Annotated in this window: 22 protein-coding genes; 6 read left to right on the top strand and 16 right to left on the bottom strand. The window is 44.0% G+C overall.

Features of this window, described 5'->3' with window-relative positions; genetic code table 11:
* Positions 1-56 precede the first annotated feature (56 nt).
* From rplS to ffh, 5 genes are all read right to left on the bottom strand, one after another.
* Entirely contained in the window at positions 57-407 is a 351-nt protein-coding gene (gene rplS, locus LU361_RS11175; RefSeq protein WP_233088926.1) for a 50S ribosomal protein L19, read from the bottom strand.
* A 91-nt stretch (positions 408-498) separates the two neighbouring features.
* Positions 499-1,260: a tRNA (guanosine(37)-N1)-methyltransferase TrmD gene (gene trmD, locus LU361_RS11170; RefSeq protein ID WP_286206472.1), complete on the bottom strand. Its 762-nt coding sequence runs from the start codon at positions 1,258-1,260 to the stop codon at positions 499-501.
* A 41-nt stretch (positions 1,261-1,301) separates the two neighbouring features.
* Positions 1,302-1,844: a ribosome maturation factor RimM gene (gene rimM / locus LU361_RS11165; RefSeq protein WP_233089532.1), complete on the bottom strand. Its 543-nt coding sequence runs from the start codon at positions 1,842-1,844 to the stop codon at positions 1,302-1,304.
* Between the two features lie 13 nt (positions 1,845-1,857).
* Positions 1,858-2,106: a 30S ribosomal protein S16 gene (gene rpsP, locus LU361_RS11160; protein ID WP_233088924.1), complete on the bottom strand. Its 249-nt coding sequence runs from the start codon at positions 2,104-2,106 to the stop codon at positions 1,858-1,860.
* Positions 2,107-2,336: 230 nt separating this feature from the next.
* Entirely contained in the window at positions 2,337-3,722 is a 1,386-nt protein-coding gene (gene ffh, locus LU361_RS11155; protein WP_233088923.1) for a signal recognition particle protein, read from the bottom strand.
* Positions 3,723-4,359: 637 nt separating this feature from the next.
* Here ffh and LU361_RS11150 point away from each other — a divergent pair.
* Together LU361_RS11150 and LU361_RS11145 are read left to right on the top strand one after the other, a co-directional pair.
* Positions 4,360-5,169: a cytochrome C assembly family protein gene (locus LU361_RS11150; protein ID WP_233088922.1), complete on the top strand. Its 810-nt coding sequence runs from the start codon at positions 4,360-4,362 to the stop codon at positions 5,167-5,169.
* A gap of 96 nt (positions 5,170-5,265) precedes the next feature.
* The gene (locus LU361_RS11145) at positions 5,266-6,537 is read left to right on the top strand and encodes an HlyC/CorC family transporter (RefSeq protein WP_233088921.1); all 1,272 of its coding nucleotides are present in this window, start codon (positions 5,266-5,268) and stop codon (positions 6,535-6,537) included.
* Between the two features lie 27 nt (positions 6,538-6,564).
* Here the strand turns inward: LU361_RS11145 and LU361_RS11140 are convergent, their stop codons facing one another.
* Positions 6,565-6,810: a DUF1289 domain-containing protein gene (locus tag LU361_RS11140; protein WP_350338013.1), complete on the bottom strand. Its 246-nt coding sequence runs from the start codon at positions 6,808-6,810 to the stop codon at positions 6,565-6,567.
* A gap of 51 nt (positions 6,811-6,861) precedes the next feature.
* The gene (locus LU361_RS11135; RefSeq protein WP_233088920.1) at positions 6,862-7,461 is read right to left on the bottom strand and encodes an NUDIX hydrolase; all 600 of its coding nucleotides are present in this window, start codon (positions 7,459-7,461) and stop codon (positions 6,862-6,864) included.
* Positions 7,462-7,726: 265 nt separating this feature from the next.
* Between LU361_RS11135 and LU361_RS11130 the strand changes: the two genes are divergently transcribed.
* Positions 7,727-8,071 carry a DUF3135 domain-containing protein gene (locus LU361_RS11130; protein ID WP_233088919.1) on the top strand — a complete coding sequence of 115 codons (345 nt, stop codon included), beginning with the start codon at positions 7,727-7,729 and terminating at the stop codon, positions 8,069-8,071.
* 39 nt (positions 8,072-8,110) lie between these two features.
* On the top strand, positions 8,111-8,647 hold the full coding sequence (locus LU361_RS11125) for an NUDIX hydrolase (protein WP_233088918.1): 537 nt from the start codon (positions 8,111-8,113) through the stop codon (positions 8,645-8,647).
* Between the two features lie 77 nt (positions 8,648-8,724).
* On the opposite strand, the gene LU361_RS11120 is transcribed toward LU361_RS11125, so the two are convergent.
* The 4 genes from LU361_RS11120 to LU361_RS11105 form a co-directional block, all read right to left on the bottom strand.
* The gene (locus tag LU361_RS11120) at positions 8,725-9,045 is read right to left on the bottom strand and encodes a YqfO family protein (RefSeq protein WP_233088917.1); all 321 of its coding nucleotides are present in this window, start codon (positions 9,043-9,045) and stop codon (positions 8,725-8,727) included.
* 238 nt (positions 9,046-9,283) lie between these two features.
* Positions 9,284-10,594, bottom strand: coding sequence for a sodium ion-translocating decarboxylase subunit beta (locus tag LU361_RS11115; protein ID WP_233088916.1), 1,311 nt, complete (start codon positions 10,592-10,594; stop codon positions 9,284-9,286).
* Positions 10,595-10,606: 12 nt separating this feature from the next.
* A complete protein-coding gene (gene oadA, locus LU361_RS11110) occupies positions 10,607-12,394 on the bottom strand; it encodes a sodium-extruding oxaloacetate decarboxylase subunit alpha (RefSeq protein WP_233088915.1) in 1,788 nt (595 codons plus the stop codon).
* Positions 12,395-12,425: 31 nt separating this feature from the next.
* Entirely contained in the window at positions 12,426-12,659 is a 234-nt protein-coding gene (locus tag LU361_RS11105; protein WP_233088914.1) for an OadG family protein, read from the bottom strand.
* A gap of 502 nt (positions 12,660-13,161) precedes the next feature.
* Here LU361_RS11105 and LU361_RS11100 point away from each other — a divergent pair.
* Complete coding sequence (locus LU361_RS11100; protein WP_233088913.1) at positions 13,162-14,121, top strand: tRNA dihydrouridine synthase; 960 nt, start codon at positions 13,162-13,164, stop codon at positions 14,119-14,121.
* Between the two features lie 103 nt (positions 14,122-14,224).
* Positions 14,225-14,911 carry a fumarylacetoacetate hydrolase family protein gene (locus tag LU361_RS11095; RefSeq protein WP_233088912.1) on the top strand — a complete coding sequence of 229 codons (687 nt, stop codon included), beginning with the start codon at positions 14,225-14,227 and terminating at the stop codon, positions 14,909-14,911.
* 381 nt (positions 14,912-15,292) lie between these two features.
* Here LU361_RS11095 and LU361_RS11090 read toward each other — a convergent pair whose 3' ends face one another.
* The 5 genes from LU361_RS11090 to LU361_RS11070 all read right to left on the bottom strand — a co-directional run bounded on the left by LU361_RS11090 (position 15,293) and on the right by LU361_RS11070 (position 19,586).
* Complete coding sequence (locus LU361_RS11090; protein ID WP_233088911.1) at positions 15,293-15,724, bottom strand: phasin family protein; 432 nt, start codon at positions 15,722-15,724, stop codon at positions 15,293-15,295.
* A gap of 148 nt (positions 15,725-15,872) precedes the next feature.
* A complete protein-coding gene (phaR, locus tag LU361_RS11085; RefSeq protein ID WP_233088910.1) occupies positions 15,873-16,316 on the bottom strand; it encodes a polyhydroxyalkanoate synthesis repressor PhaR in 444 nt (147 codons plus the stop codon).
* Between the two features lie 195 nt (positions 16,317-16,511).
* Positions 16,512-18,356, bottom strand: coding sequence for a class I poly(R)-hydroxyalkanoic acid synthase (gene phaC, locus LU361_RS11080; protein WP_233088909.1), 1,845 nt, complete (start codon positions 18,354-18,356; stop codon positions 16,512-16,514).
* Positions 18,357-18,490: 134 nt separating this feature from the next.
* Positions 18,491-18,724, bottom strand: a complete 234-nt coding sequence (locus LU361_RS11075) for a hypothetical protein (protein WP_233088908.1) — start codon at positions 18,722-18,724, stop codon at positions 18,491-18,493.
* 76 nt (positions 18,725-18,800) lie between these two features.
* Positions 18,801-19,586 carry a 3-hydroxybutyrate dehydrogenase gene (locus tag LU361_RS11070; protein ID WP_233088907.1) on the bottom strand — a complete coding sequence of 262 codons (786 nt, stop codon included), beginning with the start codon at positions 19,584-19,586 and terminating at the stop codon, positions 18,801-18,803.
* Positions 19,587-19,678: the final 92 nt, after the last annotated feature.

Below are 19,678 nucleotides of genomic sequence, written 5' to 3'. Positions count from 1 at the left end.
GACCGTAAAAACGAAAAAAGCCGGCTATTGCCGGCTTTTTAAGCGATTAATCTATCTTAGTTAAGCTTTTCTTTAATACGAGCCGCTTTACCAGTCAAGTTACGCAAGTAGTATAGTTTCGCTTGACGAACATCACCACGACGCTTAACGGCAATGCTGTCAACTAACGGGCTGTGTGTTTGGAAAGTACGCTCAACACCAACACCGTGAGAAATCTTACGAACGGTAAACGCAGAGTGTAGACCACGGTTACGCTTACCAATAACAACACCTTCAAAAGCCTGAAGACGCTCACGGCTACCTTCTTTTACTTTTACTTGAACTACAACGGTGTCGCCTGGGCTGAATTCTGGAACGTCTTGCTTAATCTGTTCGCTTTCGAGTTCCTGAATAATCTTGTTAGTCATCTTATGCTCCTAACCTTAGCATGGGTGTGTAGCTTCACAGCTATACAAATTAAATTCTATATCAGTCTTTCAAAACCGCTGCTGTCAGCCTTTAACTCGGTGACGCTTGGTCTTGAAGATAGTCATTCAGTAACGCGCTTTCTTCTTCACTGAGTGTTCGATTGCTCAGGAGATCAGGTCGGCGCTGATAAGTACGAATTAATGATTGCTTTAGTCGCCACTTGCGGATTCTCTCGTGATCCCCGGATAACAATACCTCCGGTACTCGCTGACCTTCGTAAACTTCCGGTCGCGTGTAGTGCGGACAATCCAACAAACCTTCAGCAAAAGAATCTTCTTGTGCTGACGCACTGTGCCCTAAAGCACCAGGTAATTGACGAATCAATGTGTCGATTAACACCATTGCCGGCAACTCACCACCACTTAACACATAGTCACCAATAGAAATTTCGGTATCGATCATCGAATTAATAATTCGCTCATCAATGCCTTCGTATCGGCCGGCAACTAACACCAAGTTATGAATTGGTGAACTCGTTAAATCATTCACGATCGACTGATTTAACGGCGCGCCTTGGGGGCTTAAGTAAACCACGGTCACTGAACCAGTTTGGTCGCTGCACCACGCTTTTGCTGAATTGATTGCATCCTGTAAAGGCTGAATCATCATCAACATACCTGGGCCGCCACCATAAGGGCGGTCGTCGACTGTTTTGTGTTTATCCATAGCGTAATCTCGAGGATTAAAACACTGAATATCTGCGATACCTTGCTTTATTGCTCGGGAGGTAATCCCGTAGGCAGTAATAGCGTTAAGCATTTCAGGAAACAGTGTCACTACCGCTAAACGCAACCCAATCACTCCTTTACGTTATCCGAAGGTTTCTCACCGATTTAGAATTCACTATCCCAATCGACGAGAATCTGTTCATTGTTCAAATCAACTTCAACAATGAATTGCTCGGGCACGTATGGAATTAAGCGCTCGCGGGTATCAATACTGTTTTGGTCGCCTAAAACAACCAGAACATCATTTGCGCCCGTTTCAATAATGCGCTTAACAACGCCGAGATCTTTTGGTTCGTGACCACCGAATTGGGTTGCTACACGAAGCCCGATTAACTGACTCCAGTAATATTCACCCGAATCCAATGGCTCAAGTTGTTGCTGGTCAATCGCAATCTCAACACCCACTAATTGTTCAGCGGCGTTTCGATCATCTACCCCTTTAAAGTGGGCGATTAAACCATTTCCGTGTGGCTGAAATTGATCACACTCATACACTTTGACGCCGTGTCGAGTTTTCAACCACCAAGGATCGTACTTAAAAATATTCTCTTTTGGCTGAGTATCAGAATGAATCTTTACCCACCCTTTAATACCGAAGACTGTGGTAATTTTTCCAACCGGTATTAAGCCAGACTTCTTAGCAACCACAGGTTTCAATCACTTATGCAGCTTTTTGAGCGTCTTTCAAAAGCTTGCTTACGCGATCTGATACTTGCGCACCTTGGCCAACCCAGTATTCAATACGGGCGGTATCGATACGCAAACGTTCTTCTTGACCACGTGCGACAGGGTTGAAGAAACCCAAACGCTCAATGAAGCGACCATCACGAGCTTTACGAGAATCAGTTACAGTCACGTGATAAAAAGGACGTTTCTTAGAACCACCGCGAGCCAATCGAATGCTTACCATTGAATTTTTCCTGTAATAAAACCTTTTTGTGCCTTGCCTCCCGGCAATGCGAATTTACAACGTGTAAATAAAAAGAAAGAACAACGACGAAAACCAGTTTAGTAAAAGCCAATTTTTACGTTGCTTAGTTGCGGGCTAAAACCAAAAAATTGATCCAGAGCCCGCGAGGCGCGCGATTATAGAGGAATCGCGCAGAATTGTATAGATCTGAGAAGAGATATTGGCAGGAATTAGCGACCAAAACCCGGTGGAAGATTGCCACCGCCAGGCATACCACCCATCATGCCGCCAAGGCCACGCATCATTTTGTTCATGCCGCCGCCTTTCATTTTTTTCATCATTTTTGCCATTTGCTTGTGTTGCTTTAACAAACGGTTCAAATCTTGAACATCAGTACCAGAACCCATGGTGATTCTGCGTTTACGAGAACCATTAAGAATGTCGGGGTTTCGGCGCTCTTCGGGAGTCATGGAGCCAATAATCGCTTCCATTTGCTTAAACTGATTAGAAACGTTGGCCTGCTCAGCCATTTGCGCCATATTGCCCATACCTGGAAGCTTCTCCAACATAGAAGACATACCGCCCATGTTGGCCATTTGTTGCAGTTGGTCGCGCAAATCTTCAAGGTCGAACTTCTGACCTTTTTGGACTTTCTTAACAAGCTTTTCGGCTTTCTCTTTATCAACCTTTTGCTCGGCTTGTTCAATCAGTGACATGATGTCACCCATGCCGAGAATTCGCGACGCAATACGCTCTGGGTGGAATGGCTCTAAGGCATCAACCTTTTCACCAACCCCCAAGAATTTAATGGGCTTACCGGTAACATTTCGTACCGATAAAGCCGCACCACCACGTGCATCACCATCCGCTTTGGTCAGGATAACGCCAGTGAGCGGCAAGGCTTCATTAAATGCTTTCGCCGTATTCACGGCATCTTGACCGATCATGGCATCGATAACGAAGAGTGTTTCTACCGGCTTAACCGCTGCGTGTAAGCCTTGAATCTCTTCCATCAACTCTTGGTCTACGTGCAAACGACCGGCGGTATCAACGATAACAACATCGAAAAACTGGCGTTTTGCATGATCAATTGCGTTGTTGGCAATATCGACGGGCTTTTGATCGGCACTGGATGGGAAAAACTCAACCTCAATTTCGTTCGCTAAGGTTTCGAGCTGATCGATCGCGGCTGGGCGATAAACGTCCGCACTGACAACCAATACTTTTTTCTTTTGACGATCTTTGAGGAATCTTGCTAATTTCGCAACAGAGGTAGTTTTACCCGCCCCTTGCAAACCGGCCATAAGAAGAACCGCCGGCGGTTGGGTTGCCAAATCCAAAGATTCATTGGCCTCCCCCATTACACTGACTAACTCACCTTCAACAATCTTCAAGAATTGCTGACCAGGATTCAGTGCTTTAGAGATTTGCTGGCCTAACGCTTTCGAGCGAACTTGGGCGATAAAATCTTTAACAACAGGCAGCGCAACATCCGCCTCAAGAAGTGCTTTTCGAACTTCTCGCAAGGTTTTTTGGATATTGTCATCGGTAATTCGAGATTTACCGGTAATTGAACGTAACGATTCCGTTAGGCGATCTGAAAGACTTTCAAACATAGAATTAGCAAATTGGCTGAAATTAGAATGAATTTTTAATTGGCGGCAAGTATACCCAATGCGTTGGGAAATGCACGGACAAGCGCAACATTGCCGCAGATACTGAACCAAACGGCAACACTGATCAATGACAATACCGTAGCCTCAATTATTGCTAGTAATGGCTGCTAATAAACAGAAGCAATCGACCCCCAAATAAGCTCCCAAAGCCCGTGAGCCGTTAGAATTTGATCATTATCCCCCAAATAAGAAATTTTCTTGGTAAGGAGCCTCTGATTAACCTCAAGATCACTCAGGCCAAGGAGTTTTTTTCTGATTAAGGCGTGCTTTTGAAGGTCTAACGGGTTAAATCGAAAAAGCACAACGCAAAGCAGGAAAAAACTGGCAGGCCCCGAAGGGCGTGATCTCAAACGCACATTTGCGGCGTTGCCGTTTTTATTAAGGACTAAGGCCATTAATTACAAACGGCGCCTTGCAACTGCATGCTTGAGATCACGCTGAGTAATATTGAGGTTAGTCAGAAGCTCCTTAAATTCTTACCACTGAGAAAATTACACCTTCAATTGATACTAACCTTATGACACACTTGTTAGCTTGATTCCAAACCCATGTATTAAATAGTTGAAACCCTATCGAAATGATCGCTTCAGCGCCGAGTATTACAGCTATCTTGCTTTATCTGGTTTCCGGTGGTTATTTATCGGTCCAAATCGCTAAACTTCAACAAATTCAACGCAACTGGCTGATTCCACTGAGTTGTATCGCCGTTGTCGCCCATGCCCTTGGAATCTATCACTTAGTATTTGTAGACGAAGGCTACCGACTGGGTTTCTTCACTGCGTTGTCGCTGATTACCTGTGTGGTGAACCTGCTGGTTGCTTTGAGCGGATTGCGGCTGCCTATTCTTAACCTATTTGTATTTTTGTTTCCGTTTTCAGCCTGTGTGGTCTTGGCATCACTGTTCACGGAAAGTCCAATCACACCGTCGCACAACATTTCTCCGGGATTATTTACCCACATAACCCTGTCGGTATTGGCCTACAGTCTGTTGACCATCGCTACTCTGCACGCGCTGCTATTGGCGTGGCAAAACCATCAGCTCAGAGCCAAACATATGACCGGCCGCGTGCGCTTACTGCCGCCGCTACAAACCATGGAATCACTCCTGTTTGATGTCGTCTGGGCCGGACAAATTACTTTGACATTGTCTATTTTTTCCGGTTTTCTCTTCCTGGAAGACATGTTCGCACAAACTTTGGTACACAAAACGATCCTGTCCATTCTCGCCTGGGTACTGTTCGCCATATTATTGTGGGGAAGGCACATTTGGGGCTGGAGAGGTAACAGCGCAATTCGTTGGACTCTGGCGGGTTTCTGTTCGCTGATGGTGGCGTATTTCGGAAGCAAGCTGGTGATTGAGTTTATCTTGAATAGACCCATCGTTTAGACCGAAGACATATAACGAAAACACGTTATAATCGCGACCAGATTACAAAATTCACATAACAACTAATTCACATAACAAATATAGGTTACTCCCTGCTTGAACGACGTACCCATTAGCATACTATTTGGTGTCCTTGCCGGATTAATCGTGTTGTCAGGTTTCTTTTCAAGCTCTGAAACCGGCATGATGTCTATTAACAGATATCGTTTAAAACACGCCGCCAATAAAGGGGAGAAGTCCGCAATGCGGGTGATGCACCTATTAGCCCGTCCTGATCGCTTGATTGGCGTCATCTTAATTGGCAACAATCTAGTCAATAATATTGCCGCCGCACTCACGACCATTATTTGTATCCGCCTTTACGGTGAAGGTTACGTGCTCCTTGCCAGCACCGTTTTAACCATCGTCGTGCTTATCTTTGCGGAAGTAACCCCCAAAACAATCGCAGCACTGCACCCAGAGCGAGTCGCCTACCCGTTCAGCTGGGTTTTGTTACCCCTGTTAAAATTATTTTATCCACTGGTATTGGTCGTTAACTATTTGTCCAATTCTTTGGCAAGAATTTTTGGCGTCGATCCAGACAAGGCTTCCAAGCAAGACCATTTGGCGCCGGAAGAGCTTCGCACCGTGGTCGACGAAGCTGGCGATCTGATTCCTGATCAACACCAAGGCATGCTGCTGAACGTTCTCGATCTGGAAAAGTCCGTGGTCGAAGACATCATGATTCCACGCAACGAAGTGGTAGGACTCGACCTAAACGCAGACATGGAAAGCTTGATCGAACTGATTCGCTCAACGGATTACACACGCCTTCCTGTTTATGAAGGCGACATCAACAATGTGATTGGTACGCTGCATTTAAAACACGCCTCGCGATTCTTAACCGGTGACGACAGCACCGTCACCCACGCATCGATTCGACGTTTCACTCGCAAACCCTACTTTGTCCACGAAGGCACGCCTCTGAGCAATCAGTTGCTGAACTTCCAAAAAGAGAAAAGCCGAATGGGTATCGTGGTGGACGAATACGGCGAGGTGCAGGGTTTAGTTACCCTGGAAGATTTGCTGGAAGAAATCGTCGGTGATTTCACTACCAACACCGCAGAGGACAAACACGAAGATATCACCGAACAGGAAGATGGCTCTTACTTGATTGATGGCAGCACATCAATCAGAGACATTAATAAGCTTCTCGATTGGAATTTGCCCACCGAAGGCCCAAAAACCCTAAACGGTTTAGCGGTAGAATTCTTACAATCCATTCCAGATGGCGTGATATGTTTTCAACTGGCGGGTTACGTGTTTGAAGTTACCAAACTTAACGAGAAGATGATCGAAAAAGCCCGAGTTGCACCTATCAAGCAATAACGGATTTAGATCAAAGCACTAAAAACACTAAAGAAACGGATTCATCTTGCGGGCGCGACCGTGACACTCACTGAGCACGGCGCGCTTGCCATCGTTGTCCAACCGTCCCCACTTTGAAATCTCTTCGCCGGTTCTGTAACAACCGACACAAATATCTTCGTCGTTTAACACGCAAACCGAGACACATGGCGATTTCACCATCGCTTCGGCAGGTGTCGCCTCGACATGGCCGGTAACTTGAGATTTCGAAGACTTTAAGGTTTTGAACGTCATAAACAACTGCGCACTTAATAAAATTTGGCGAAGTCTACCAATATTAGAACGTTAATTGAAAACCCTTTCTGGCGCGGAATGCGATCGATCCAGCTTGACGCCGAATCCGTAATCGAGCAAATCGACGAGAATTCTTGCGGTTAAGCCCCAAACTTCAAAATGTTCGAACTGCCACGCAGGTGCCCAATGACTGGCACCGCCGCGCTTGAAAACATCGGTTCTGATGCGATTATCGGATACGAGGTATTCAACCGGAATCAGAAAGACCTCATCCAACTCGCCTCTGTTCGGGGTAAACACCGGTTGGCCTTCAATCACACCAACCACTGGCACAACACGAACCCCCAGTTTTGAGATTCGCTCAGGCAAACAACCGACAACGTCAACCAGATGACGGGGTAAATCAACCTCTTCTTCCGATTCTCGCAATGCCGTTTCAATCAGCGTTGAATCGTTTGGTTCCCACTTACCACCGGGCAAAGAAACTTCACCGGCGTGTGAGTTTAAGTGCAAGGCACGCCGTGTTAAGACGATGGAATAACCGCCAAACTGCTGGATTAAACCCACCAGCACAGCAGCCATTCGAGGCGAATTCGCTTGAACAAGCTTATTTTCTTTAGAAATCAAGTTATTTTCTAACAATTTAGACATAAGACAATAAAGTTACTGAACTCCTTGAAATTAGCCAACATTGGAACGAATTTCTAGATCCCGTTCCTAAAGGAATGATAGGTATCCTTTAAGAGCAAAGATGATCACTTTTGGTTCGATTAAATTTCTTTTCGTTATAATAATTTATTATTTAAAACCTATTTTAACGATTGATACCATCAAATGCGTTAAGTTAATTAAATTCTAGAAGCACAACCCAAGGATTGAAAAATAAAACCAAGGATTGTTACAAATGGAGTCGATTATGATCAGTGAATTACCAGACTTTGACACACTAATGGAAATGGCCAAGTCAAACCCAGAAGGCCTAGAAAAGCTTCGAGAACAACACATCCAATACTTGATCGAAAACGCCACACCAGAACTGCAAAATCGTCTTCGCGGTTTACAGTTTCAAATAGACGCGAAACGAAAAATCAGTGGCACACCTCTGAACGCCTGCATCGAAATATCGCAAATGATGCACGAAAGCTTTTTTGAGCTGCGCAAAGCCCTTAACGAAGGCATGGAATCCGAGCAACCTGCACAGCCTGAAAACACGACCAGCGCAAAAATTTTATCGTTTGAGGCACCTGCAGCCGTCCACTAAATTAGGTTATACTGCAAAACTCATTCTCGGAAGCAGTTCATGAAATTTTGCAGTATTTGCGGCTCAGCCGTCACGTTGAAAATCCCACATGGCGACGACAGACAGCGCTATGTTTGTGATGAGTGCAACACAATCCATTACCAAAACCCAAAAATTATTACTGGGTGTTTGCCCGTTTACGAAAATAAAGTGCTGCTTTGTAAACGTGCGATCGAGCCTCGCTCTGGGTTGTGGACTCTGCCTGCAGGTTTTATGGAAAACGGCGAATCCATGGAACAAGGTGCTGCGCGTGAATCTTGGGAAGAAGCCCGTTTAACACTGAAAAACCATACGCTTTATCAAGTTTTTAGCCTTCCACACATCAGCCAAGTTTACGTTTTTTACTTGAGTGAAATCGCGTCATTAGATTTTGGTCCTGGCCCCGAATCTTTAGAAGTCGAGTTATTTACCGAAGCAGAAATTCCTTGGGATAAGCTCGCCTTTCCAGTAGTAAGATCAACGCTAAAAGACTACTTTGCCGATTTTCCTAACAAAGAATTCCCCATCAGAAACAGCACCGTTACTACAAACGATTAGTAAATTTCTGTTTTTCTATACAATTTTTCCACACAAAAAGTATTGGAAAATTTTTTAGAAACTGAACATCCATTTAATTACAAATTTTCCAACGTAAAAAAAGGAATAATTTGATACGCAGGTTGTTCATAAGGATGAGCAACCAACATGGATGTTATCGCTGCTTTAATACACTGCTCAGTGCAAACCAGTTCTAACTTTGTTTCTTTGATCTGTTCAACCTTGCCAACAACACCTATAAATGGGTCACTGCCCTCACCCGGTTTAAATTGACCAATCCCTTCACTCTGCCAACAACATTGTTCGTAATTACCTATTTTCCCGGCGCCACTGTCAAACAAAGCACGCTTCACTGAATCAACGGATTCACAAGGAACATAAACAATAATTTTGTACATACATCACCTAGGGCCTGTTCACACTAACCAACGTGGAATAAATGCACGCCAATAATCATACAAGAGAAAGAAAACAGAGGGCAGTGTAAATAAAAAAGAAAGGCGGAGAGATACGAGGAAAACGAACAATAAAAGGAAGAATAAAAAAGTGGGGACTAAACGTCCCCACTAGCCAGGAAAGGTTTCTGAACGATGCTCATATAATTCAAAAAAACCCGGAAAATAATTTGACGTCAAATTATTGGAAGTTTGACACCATTGAAATCATAACGCCCGCTGCAACCGCAGAACCGATAACACCAGCAACGTTTGGACCCATCGCATGCATCAACAAGAAGTTGTGTGGGTTTGCGTCCATACCCACTTTATTGGATACACGCGCCGCCATTGGAACCGCCGATACACCCGCTGAACCAATAAGGGGGTTAATTTTCTTCTCACTGAGTGCGTTCATCAGTTTCGCCATCAATACACCCATGGCAGTACCGATACCGAAAGCGACAATACCCAGCGCTAAAATACCCAATGTTTTTGGATCCAAGAACTTATCAGCTGCAAGTTTAGAACCGACGGACAAACCCAAGAAAATAGTGACGATGTTGATCAGAGCATTCTGAGCAGTATCGCTCAAGCGGCTAACCACACCACACTCTTTCATTAGGTTACCGAAACAGAACATACCTAATAACGGTGCCGCTGACGGTAGAAATAGCGCAACCAACACCAATACAACGATTGGGAAAACAATCTTTTCGCGCTGAGAAACCGGACGCAACTGGCTCATTACGATTTTGCGCTCTTCTTCGGTAGTCAGAGCTTTCATAATTGGCGGCTGAATCATAGGAACCAACGCCATGTATGAGTATGCAGCAACCGCAATAGCACCCAACAAATCAGGAGACAATAAAGAAGCCACGTAAATCGCGGTTGGGCCATCAGCGCCACCGATAATGCCGATTGCAGCTGCATCAGCGACGGAGAAATCCATGATACCGAAATGCCCGAGTGCTGCCGCACCCATCACCGTAGCGAAAATACCGAACTGAGCAGCGGCCCCTAAAAATAGGGTTTTAGGATTCGCCAACAGTGGACCGAAATCGGTCATCGCACCAACGCCCATAAAAATAAGGAGCGGGGCCACACCAGAGGCAATCGCAACAGAATAAAAGTTGTACAACATCCCGTTGCTGTAGTTGTAGTTGGATGCGATTTGCTCCGCAGTCAACAACGCCTCAGCGGATGCATTTCCGTATGCCTCTTTGAGAAGCTTCACGTTTTCCCATTGCTCAACCCCAAAAGCGGCTGCCAGGGCTTTCAGCACCTCAGGATCACCACCGGCAATCGCAGATTCGGTGGCTGAAATTGCCAACTCAGCACCTGGGATATTGGCTAAGATACCGCCAAAACCAATCGGTACAAGCAATAGAGGTTCAAAGTTTTTGTTGATAGCCAGGAACAACAGCAGCATACCAACGACGATCATGACTAACTGACCGCCGGTGAGGTTATACAGGCCAGAGTCCTGCCAAAGAGTAAGTAAACTTTCCACAACAGACTCCGCTTATGCGATGCTCAATAGACAATCGCCAACAGCAACGGCATCGCCGACTTTGACGTCAATGGTGGTAACCGTGCCAGACTTAGGTGCGGCAATGTTGGTTTCCATCTTCATAGCTTCAAGAACGATGATTGTTTCACCTTCTTCAACCGCTTGCCCTGGCGCGGCAATAATCTTCACGATATTCCCCGCTAAAGGCGCAGGTACTGGATCACCGCCAGAAGCAACAGGAGCCGCAGAAGAAGACGCAGCCGCTGGTGCAGAAGCGCCACCTACTGGAGAAAGCGCAGAAATTTCACCGCCGTTGGCAACAGCTACGGTGTAGCTTTGACCTTCAACAGTGACTGTGTAGATCTCTTCGCCTTTTTCGTTTTTAACCGGTTCTGGCTTACCAGGCTTCGGTTCGAACGCATCAGGGTTGCCACGGTTTTCTAGGAACTTAAGACCAACTTGTGGGAACAAGGCGTAAGTCAGTACATCGTCAATCTGACCTTCACCTTCGGTCAATGAAATGCCTTTTTCAGACGCAAGACCTAAAAGCTCGTCGGTCAATTTCGAGACTTCTGGCTCTAGCACGTCAGCAGGACGGCAAGTGATTGGCTCCGCGCCTTCAAGTACTTTTGCTTGAAGTTCAGCGTTTACTGGCGCCGGAGTTGCACCGTACTCGCCCTTCAACACACCTTGAGTTTCTTTCGAAATAGACTTGTAACGCTCGCCAGTCAACACGTTCAGTACTGCTTGAGTACCGACAATTTGTGAGGTCGGCGTTACCAATGGAATAAAGCCCAAATCTTCGCGAACGCGCGGAATTTCTTCCAATACAGCGTCGAATTTATCGGTTGCACCTTGGTCACGAAGCTGGTTTTCCATGTTGGTCAACATACCACCAGGGACTTGAGCCGTTAGAATTCGGGAATCAACACCGCGCAAAGAGCCTTCAAACTTAGCGTACTTCTTACGCACTTCACGGAAGTAAGCCGCAATTTCTTCAAGGAGTTTCAAATCCAAGCCGGTATCGCGCTCGGTGCCTTCAAGGATTGCAACAACAGATTCGGTAGGGCTGTGACCGTAGGTCATGGACATCGAAGAAATCGCGGTATCGATGTTATCGATTCCAGCTTCGATACACTTCAGAGCTGTCGCAGTAGAGAGACCCGTGGTTGCATGGCATTGCATGTGAATTGGAATATCGCACGACTCTTTCAAGCGCTTGACCAATTCGTAGCCGTAATACGGTTTAAGTAGACCTGCCATGTCTTTAATGGCAATGGAGTCAGCACCGGCATCTTCGATACGCTTACCCATGTCTACCCACATTTCTAAGTTATGAACCGGGCTGATGGTGTAAGAGATAGTGCCTTGAGCGTGCTTACCGACTTTTTTAACGGCTTTCAAAGCGGTCTCAAGGTTACGCATGTCGTTCATTGCGTCGAAAACACGGAATACATCTACACCGTTAACGGCGCAGCGCTCAACGAACTTTTCAACAACGTCATCGGCGTAGTGGCGGTAGCCAAGAATGTTTTGACCGCGAAATAGCATCTGCATAGGAGTCTTAGGCATCGCTTTTTTAAGCTCGCGAATACGCTCCCATGGATCTTCGCCCAAGTAACGAATACAGGCATCAAACGTTGCCCCACCCCAGGTCTCTAAAGACCAAAAACCAACTTGATCGAGCTTCTCAGCAATTGGAAGCATGTCGTCTAAGCGCAAGCGGGTCGCAAACAAGGACTGATGCGCATCACGCAGCACCACATCGGTTATTCCTAGCTTATTTTTCGTGTTAGCCATAACTAATCTCTCAACTTCTCAAAAAGGCCGCTTATTGTTTGCGGTGTTGATCTATCGCTGCTTGGATAATTTTCATTAACTTCGCATCAACTGTCGGTTTCGCAGCACCTGGTTTTGGTGCCTCTACCATCTCTTCGGCGGGTAGTTTTGCTACCACGGAAGACATAATCATGGTTGCTACAACTAACAACGCTAGGAACACAAACACCGTTCCCATGCCGTATAGCAATAGATCAAAGCCTTGCTGAATGAGCGTATCTTTCATAACTGCGTTACTCGTTTTTGTTCTCGTTCGCGTAGGAAATCTGGATTAAGAAATTTCCATGGTATTCGCGGCGAAGCTTGCGTAATCCTTGTATTTAGAGGTTTTCTATCGGTTATTTTGAAAATAAAAAACTTCTAAATAACAAGGGGTTAGCACCCTAAATTAGCGTCGGCCAATGTAGCCAGGAAAAAATTTGTAGGCAAGTAACGAAAAGAACTACAAAATCAAAATAGACAAAATATATAAAAAAAAATTTTTATATTTCAAAAGGTTACAGACTAAAGAAATTAACCGATAAAAAATTTATAATAGCTAAAATCAGCCTAAATGTAGTTAAAACAAACTATCACTACAAGTTAAAAACCGGGGACAAACTCGCAATTTTATGAAGAAAAAGAAAAAATATTTTTACCTCAAATAAAAAATTAGAAACTGCGTGTTTTTAAAATATGACCAATCAAACAACTTGATCCTCCAACGCCGTTATTACCGAAAAAACAACATGAATGTACTGCTCGCACCGATGGAAGGTGTCATTGACTTTAATATGCGTCGCATATTGACCCACATTGGCGGTTTTAGCCGTTGCGTTACTGAATTTATTCGAGTGACTGATCACGGTCTGCCCAATCGAGTATTTTTACGACATTGTCCAGAATTAGACCAAAATTGTGAAACCGCTTCGAACGTTCCTGTAGCCGTTCAATTACTCGGCAGCAATCCCGAGGCAATGGCGAGTAACGCCCACAGGGCTGCCATTCTTGGCGCAAAAACCATCGATATCAATTTTGGTTGCCCAGCAAAAACAGTGAATAAAAATGAAGGCGGAGCAAAACTTCTGAATTCACCGGAAACCATGTACCAAATTGTTCGCCACATAAAACAAAGCCTCCCCGAAGGTATTAAGCTTTCAGCGAAAATGCGCCTGGGCTACGAACAAAGACACGGCTATCTGGAAAATGCGATTGCCGTAGAAGCGGCAGGGGCCGATGAACTGTGCGTGCACGCGCGCAGTAAGACCGACGGTTACAAACCACCGGCATACTGGGACCTAGTCGACAAGATTCAACAACAACTGTCTATTAACGTGGTGATAAACGGCGAAATATGGAATCTTGACGATTGGCAAGAAGCAAAACGTCAAAGCGGATGCAGCGATACCATGATTGGTCGAGGAATTCTTGCCCAACCCGACCTAGCAAAACAAATACAAGAATTTCAACAAGGCATATCACCAAAACCATTAACATGGGAAGAGATTATGGTGTATGTTCACGAATACTTTTTAACAACAACGGTATGCTACCCGAAAAAATTTTTAGGTAACCGGTTAAAACAATGGCTATCCTATTTAAAAATCAATTATCCTCAAGCGGCGAGATTATTAGAGAACATAAAGCGAAGTAGAGATTTTGAATTTATAGACCATCATCTTAAAAATGAAATGAATGGCAAACTTTAACGCCTCAAAATTCGAAAAATAAATAACTGAAGAATTTCAAATAATAACAATACATATTAATTCAAGCTTTTATTATCAACTACAAGCACCGCAGGTCACAGTTATGAACATGGTATTTCCAGCGACAACACCAGCAACATTACCCGTTGTTGGCAGTGACAATCGATTTCCGGTAAGAAGAATTTATTGCGTAGGCAGAAACTACGCCGAGCACGCTCTCGAAATGGGCGCCAACCCAGACCGAGACCCACCTTTTTTCTTCACAAAACCTGCCGATGCCGTGGTGCCACCAAACCACAAAATCACTTATCCCACAAAGACCAACGAACTGCATCATGAAGTCGAAATGGTGGTTGCTCTGCAACGTGGCGGCAGCAATATAAATACCGACGACGCCTTACAAGTAATTTTTGGTTACGCCGTTGGCTTAGATTTAACACGACGCGATTTGCAACGAGCTGCCAAAGAAAAAAGTCATCCTTGGTGCACGGCCAAAGCATTCGACCATTCAGCCGTGGTCGGTGCAATAACACCAGTGCAAATTTGTGGTCACCTCGATAAAGGTGCCATCTCTCTAGACGTTAACAACGAATTACGTCAATCAGGTGATATTAATCAAATGGTTTGGAGTGTAGCCGAGATAATCTCTAAATTATCGGAATATTTTTTATTACAGCCTGGAGATTTAATTTTTACCGGAACACCCGCTGGTGTTGGCGAGCTAAACAGAGGTGATCGACTCGAAGCACAAATTGAAAACTTAGAACCCTTAACAACTCAAGTTGAATAAAGAAAAAGAAAAAAGAGAGAATAAAAAAAGCCCGGGAAACCCGGGCCACAACTACAAGCGCTACAACAAGTTGATGGATATTAAAAACAGAAAATCTGACGTTAATTTAATATCGAAAACTACGAACTAAACATAAAAACTCAATACTTTAAAAGGTGTTGCATTAAGTGTTTCGTATAAATTCAACTTGAATCAATAATAATAGCTGCTAGCAATTCGGTAGCCGTCAATGAAAATCAATTAACGGCAATTTTAAAACTCATTAGACTTCAGCAAATTAATTTGAAATAAAAGTGCTCAACTCAAAACTCGTTATGTTAAATAATTAGAGTTTACGTTAAGCGTAATGAATCTGGATTACACACCAGATTCATTACCAATTTAGGCTGTTGTACTGCTTGACTCAGTTGCTGCTTTCGCAGGCGCTTTAGATTTAGCAGGAGCTTTTGCTCTTGTTGTTTTTGTTGCCTGCGGCGCTACTGCCGCATCAAACTTTTTTATTTCTGAAAATGCTCCATTAACAATCTCGGATACTTTTTCAGAGGTATCAGTCATAATTTCGTAGGTTTCTTTCGCATTAGTCATCATTTTCTCTTGAAGACCTTCTGCGTAAGTTTTTTGAGTCTCATAGATGCCAGCAAGATCTTTTTGAGACGCTAGATCTTTAGCATACTCGATACCGTCGTTCATCATACCGGTGAACAACGAGGTTTGTTTCTCAGCCAACTTTTCCATAACTTCAGCATTGATGCTCATGATTTCGCTAAATGGTTTAGAGGCTGATTGCGCTTGTTCTACAATTTTGTCAAACATGGGTTATCTCCTGGTACTTATTTCTATTAATGCTGCAATGCACAATGAAGCTGTTGAGAATAATAAGACCATAGGTTTCTATGTTCAACCACTTTTTGCTGCAAAGCAGCAAAAAGAAAAGACAATTTTATAATAAACGCATTTTCGATTATTCCTTAGGGTTTTTATCCTCTTCTTTAGCCGCCACATTGCGCCAAAAGTCCATATTCTTCTCGAACATTTGACCAAATATCCCAATTGGAGAGGAATCCAGAATGTTTTTCATGACATGCTGCATTGCGTCTTGCTGCTCCAGGAAATTGGCCATGCTCTGCTCTAAATACATTCGCAAAAACACTTGCATATCGGAATCGTAGAAACGGATAAGCTGCTTGAGTACTTGATTGGTTAACACAGACTGTTGATCGTTCGTTTCTTGTTCAGAGATGATTTGCAGCAAGATACTCTTGGTCAAATCTTCCTCAGATTTAGAATCAATAATCTGAAACTCCTGGTGCTGCATGACCAGAGTCTTGATGTACTCTAAATTGATATACTGGCTTTGCGAAGTATCATACAAACGTCGATTTGGGTATTTTTTGATAATAATCACAGAGATTCTCGCATTGGTATAACTATGCCTGAGTATAGCGAGTTTGATGAAGGTGTGACAAAAAGTTGAAGGTGGTTAGGAGGACTATTTTATATTTCAGCACGCCTATAAACCGGTCGTGCTCCAGGATCAACGGATGAATCCCTTCATAATGTTGCGGGAGCCAGCATTCACCGGCCCCCTCAAACTCAAACCCTAGTGGACAGCATCAGCGGTTTCTTGCTGACTGCTTTTTTCAGATTCTGACTTCTCAACTCGTACCTTCACATATCGACCTGGTGCGGACTCAACGATGGGGTACTTGCGGCTGCCAGACACAGGCTTAGCGTCGATTTGATCGCCAGATAGCGGCGCCAACCAATCCTTCCAATCCAACCACCAAGAACCGTCGTGTTGCTTAGAACCAGTGAGCCACTCTTCCGCCGATTTTGGCATTTGAGTGTTGGTCCAGTGACCGTATTTACCATCGTCTGGTGGGTTCACAACACCTGCTACGTGGCCAGAACCGGCCAAGACAAAGCGCATTTTTGAATTGGAAAGCACTTTTGCACTTTCATACGCCGCTTGCCACAAAACGATATGGTCGTTGGACGTCGCGAGCGCATAAACGGGAACATCAATCTGAGACAAGTTGATGTCAACTCCGGCAATGTTCAGTGCATCGGGAACTCGAACCTGATTATCCATGTATGTATTGCGCAAGTAATACAGGAACGCCTCGGCAGGAATATTGGTCGAATCACTGTTCCAATACAAAATATCAAACGGCATTGGATCTTTGCCTTTGAGGTAGTTATCCACAAAGAACGACCAAAATAAGTTATTTTCTCGCAGAAGACTGAAACAATACGCCAGAATTCTTCCGTCAAAATACCCCTTGGTGCGAGCGGTTTGCTCAACCAACGCGTAGGATTGCTCGGAAATATAGTTGCCCGCCTCACCCGGCTCAGAAAAATCGTACAGGGTCGTCAAAAGTGTCATGGAATTGATTTTCTTGCTGCGCTTTTTCTTCAGCACAGAAGCTGCGATCCCAAGCACCGTACCACCAATACAATAACCCAAGGTGTTTACTGGTTTGCCGCCACTAAGCTCAGAGGCGACGTTAATTGCAGTGATCACCCCTTCGGTAACATACGACTCAAAGGTCTTGTTAACGTGGCGAGAATCTGGATTTACCCACGAGACAAGAAAAACGGTAAAACCTTGGCTCGACAGCCAACGAACCATCGATTTACGTTCGTCTAAATCCAATATATAGAATTTGTTAATGAATGGCGAAACAATCAGCAAAGGCTTTTCATGAACCTTTTCTGTCAGTGGTTCATATTGAATCAGCTGCAACAAATCGTTTTCGTGGACGACCTTACCGGGCGTGGTCGCAAGATCGCGCCCTACCTCAAAATCGTCAACGCCAACCTGGCCAATTTTGAACGCTTCAAGAGGACTGTTTTCTAAATCGCGAATAAAGTTATCGACGCCTCGGGCCAAACACTCGCCTTCGGATTCTAAAATGTCACGACACACCTCTGGATTGGTCAAAACATAATTAGACGGAGACATGGAATTTATGTATTGGCGAGTAAAAAACTTTAATTGTTCTGCGGTTTTTCCATCTTCGAATTCAAACAAATCGACCATGTTTTGCATCAGTTTAGAATTCAACAAATACGCTTGTTTGAAGTAACTGAACATTGGGTTGCTCGCCCATTGATCGTCTTTAAAACGGCGATCACTGCGATGGGGTTCAACAATGGATTCTGGTGGTTGATTATTCAAATAAGCTTGAGCAGTACTTTGTAACAGAGCCATTTGCGACTCAATAAAACTCATTTGCTCTTGTAGGATTTTACTGGGATCAACTTTTACCCCACGGGATAAAGCAGTCATAAATTTATCGGCATTTGTTAGCGGATTGACTTCAGCCTTACCTCCAGCTAAGAACCGTAACATCACTTCATTAGTAATCTCGTTGAATATACCTCGATATTTATCTAAATATTGTAGGATTTGTTTCTGTTCTTTTTGATCGACTTGATCCACCTGGACTACCCCCGAAGAATATAGCGCTTGATGTCCTTACTGCATAACTCGTTTTTATTGACTACCTCTATTACCCCAAAAACCAAGATTTACCACTTTATAATTCGAAAAAATAATTAAAAAATATTTTTTAATTATTTTTCAGATTTATTTGACCCAACAGTCTCCATGCTCTTTGTGTACTTTTCTACCGCTTCTCTACTTTGATTTAAAAACGTCTGATAGAGATCAAACAGCGGATGAGTTTCTTGAGACGCTTGATTTTGCAGAGCATCAAAGAAAAAGCGCTGGGCATTGTCCATAGCGCTCATTCCAAATAACTCGCGCGCTTCTTGCGGTGTCAAATCAATTTCAACATGAATTTTCAAATTGCCACCTCCGTTAATCTCTAACCAACTCTAAAATGGCGTTAAGCAATTCTAGAGTCGATTAGTATTTATAAATTTACCGAGCAGTCCAAGCGCCATCAAGCACTATTGTTTGAGCGGTCATATTTTTTGCGACAGGTGATATTAAATAATCAACAGCACCACACAATTCTTCAACAGAAATAAACGATTTCTTAGGCATTGGTTGTAACATAATATTATTAACCACTTCCTCCTCAGAAATACCGTGCTCTTTTGCCGACGCTTCAATTTGTTTTTCAACCAACGGCGTTTTTACATAAGCGGGACACAAGGTATTTATCGTAATATCAAACTCTGCTACTTCTAAAGAAATTACTTTAGAAAAACCCAGCAAACCGTGTTTTGCCGCAACGTAGGCACTTTTAAATGGCGAGGCAATTAATGCGTGTATCGATCCGACATTAACAATTCGACCTTTACCCGCAGCTTTCATACCGGGTAATACCGCACGAGTGAGCATGGCGGGACCAGTTAATAAAATATCAATTAATAGTTTCCATTTATCAACGGGAAATTCTTCGAGGCGAGCGACATGCTGAATGCCGGCATTGTTCACCAAAACATCTACTGTTCCAGCAAACTCTATCGCCGCATCAATGTCTTCTTGGCTGGTAACATTAAGCGCAAATGGCGCAGCCACTCCACCAGAGGCAACAATTTCATTGGCAGCGCTTGTCGCGGCATCAATATTTATGTCGGTAACCAATACTTTATGGTTTTGTTCCGCGAGGTGTTGAGCAATACCAAAACCAATACCACTTCCGGCTCCGGTGACGAGTGCTAACGGTAAATTGGACGACTGAAATTCTGAAGTTGACATAAAAATCCTCTGACGAAATAAAGCGAGTAATGTGAAATGCCAATAATAATATGCACAAATAGGAATGAGTCTCCTACTTTAATAGGATTCCC

It is taken from the genome of Sessilibacter corallicola (assembly GCF_021290925.1).
In the GTDB taxonomy this organism is placed as follows: domain Bacteria; phylum Pseudomonadota; class Gammaproteobacteria; order Pseudomonadales; family Cellvibrionaceae; genus Sessilibacter; species Sessilibacter corallicola.
Note: the sequence above shows the minus strand (reverse complement) of the source record. Positions and strands in the feature narration are given on the sequence as shown.

Excerpts from the sequence above, each read along its gene's own strand:
- rpsP (WP_233088924.1), bottom strand. The coding sequence starts at position 2,106 with ATGGTAAGCATTCGATTGGCTCGCGGTGGTTCTAAGAAACGTCCTTTT.
- LU361_RS11090 (WP_233088911.1), bottom strand. The coding sequence starts at position 15,724 with ATGTTTGACAAAATTGTAGAACAAGCGCAATCAGCCTCTAAACCATTT.
- rplS (WP_233088926.1), bottom strand. The coding sequence starts at position 407 with ATGACTAACAAGATTATTCAGGAACTCGAAAGCGAACAGATTAAGCAA.
- LU361_RS11140 (WP_350338013.1), bottom strand. The coding sequence starts at position 6,810 with ATGACGTTCAAAACCTTAAAGTCTTCGAAATCTCAAGTTACCGGCCAT.
- LU361_RS11130 (WP_233088919.1), top strand. The coding sequence starts at position 7,727 with ATGATCAGTGAATTACCAGACTTTGACACACTAATGGAAATGGCCAAG.
- LU361_RS11135 (WP_233088920.1), bottom strand. The coding sequence starts at position 7,461 with ATGTCTAAATTGTTAGAAAATAACTTGATTTCTAAAGAAAATAAGCTT.
- LU361_RS11100 (WP_233088913.1), top strand. The coding sequence starts at position 13,162 with ATGAATGTACTGCTCGCACCGATGGAAGGTGTCATTGACTTTAATATG.
- LU361_RS11120 (WP_233088917.1), bottom strand. The coding sequence starts at position 9,045 with ATGTACAAAATTATTGTTTATGTTCCTTGTGAATCCGTTGATTCAGTG.
- LU361_RS11070 (WP_233088907.1), bottom strand. The coding sequence starts at position 19,586 with ATGTCAACTTCAGAATTTCAGTCGTCCAATTTACCGTTAGCACTCGTC.
- LU361_RS11150 (WP_233088922.1), top strand. The coding sequence starts at position 4,360 with ATGATCGCTTCAGCGCCGAGTATTACAGCTATCTTGCTTTATCTGGTT.
- oadA (WP_233088915.1), bottom strand. The coding sequence starts at position 12,394 with ATGGCTAACACGAAAAATAAGCTAGGAATAACCGATGTGGTGCTGCGT.
- LU361_RS11105 (WP_233088914.1), bottom strand. The coding sequence starts at position 12,659 with ATGAAAGATACGCTCATTCAGCAAGGCTTTGATCTATTGCTATACGGC.
- ffh (WP_233088923.1), bottom strand. The coding sequence starts at position 3,722 with ATGTTTGAAAGTCTTTCAGATCGCCTAACGGAATCGTTACGTTCAATT.
- LU361_RS11095 (WP_233088912.1), top strand. The coding sequence starts at position 14,225 with ATGAACATGGTATTTCCAGCGACAACACCAGCAACATTACCCGTTGTT.
- LU361_RS11125 (WP_233088918.1), top strand. The coding sequence starts at position 8,111 with ATGAAATTTTGCAGTATTTGCGGCTCAGCCGTCACGTTGAAAATCCCA.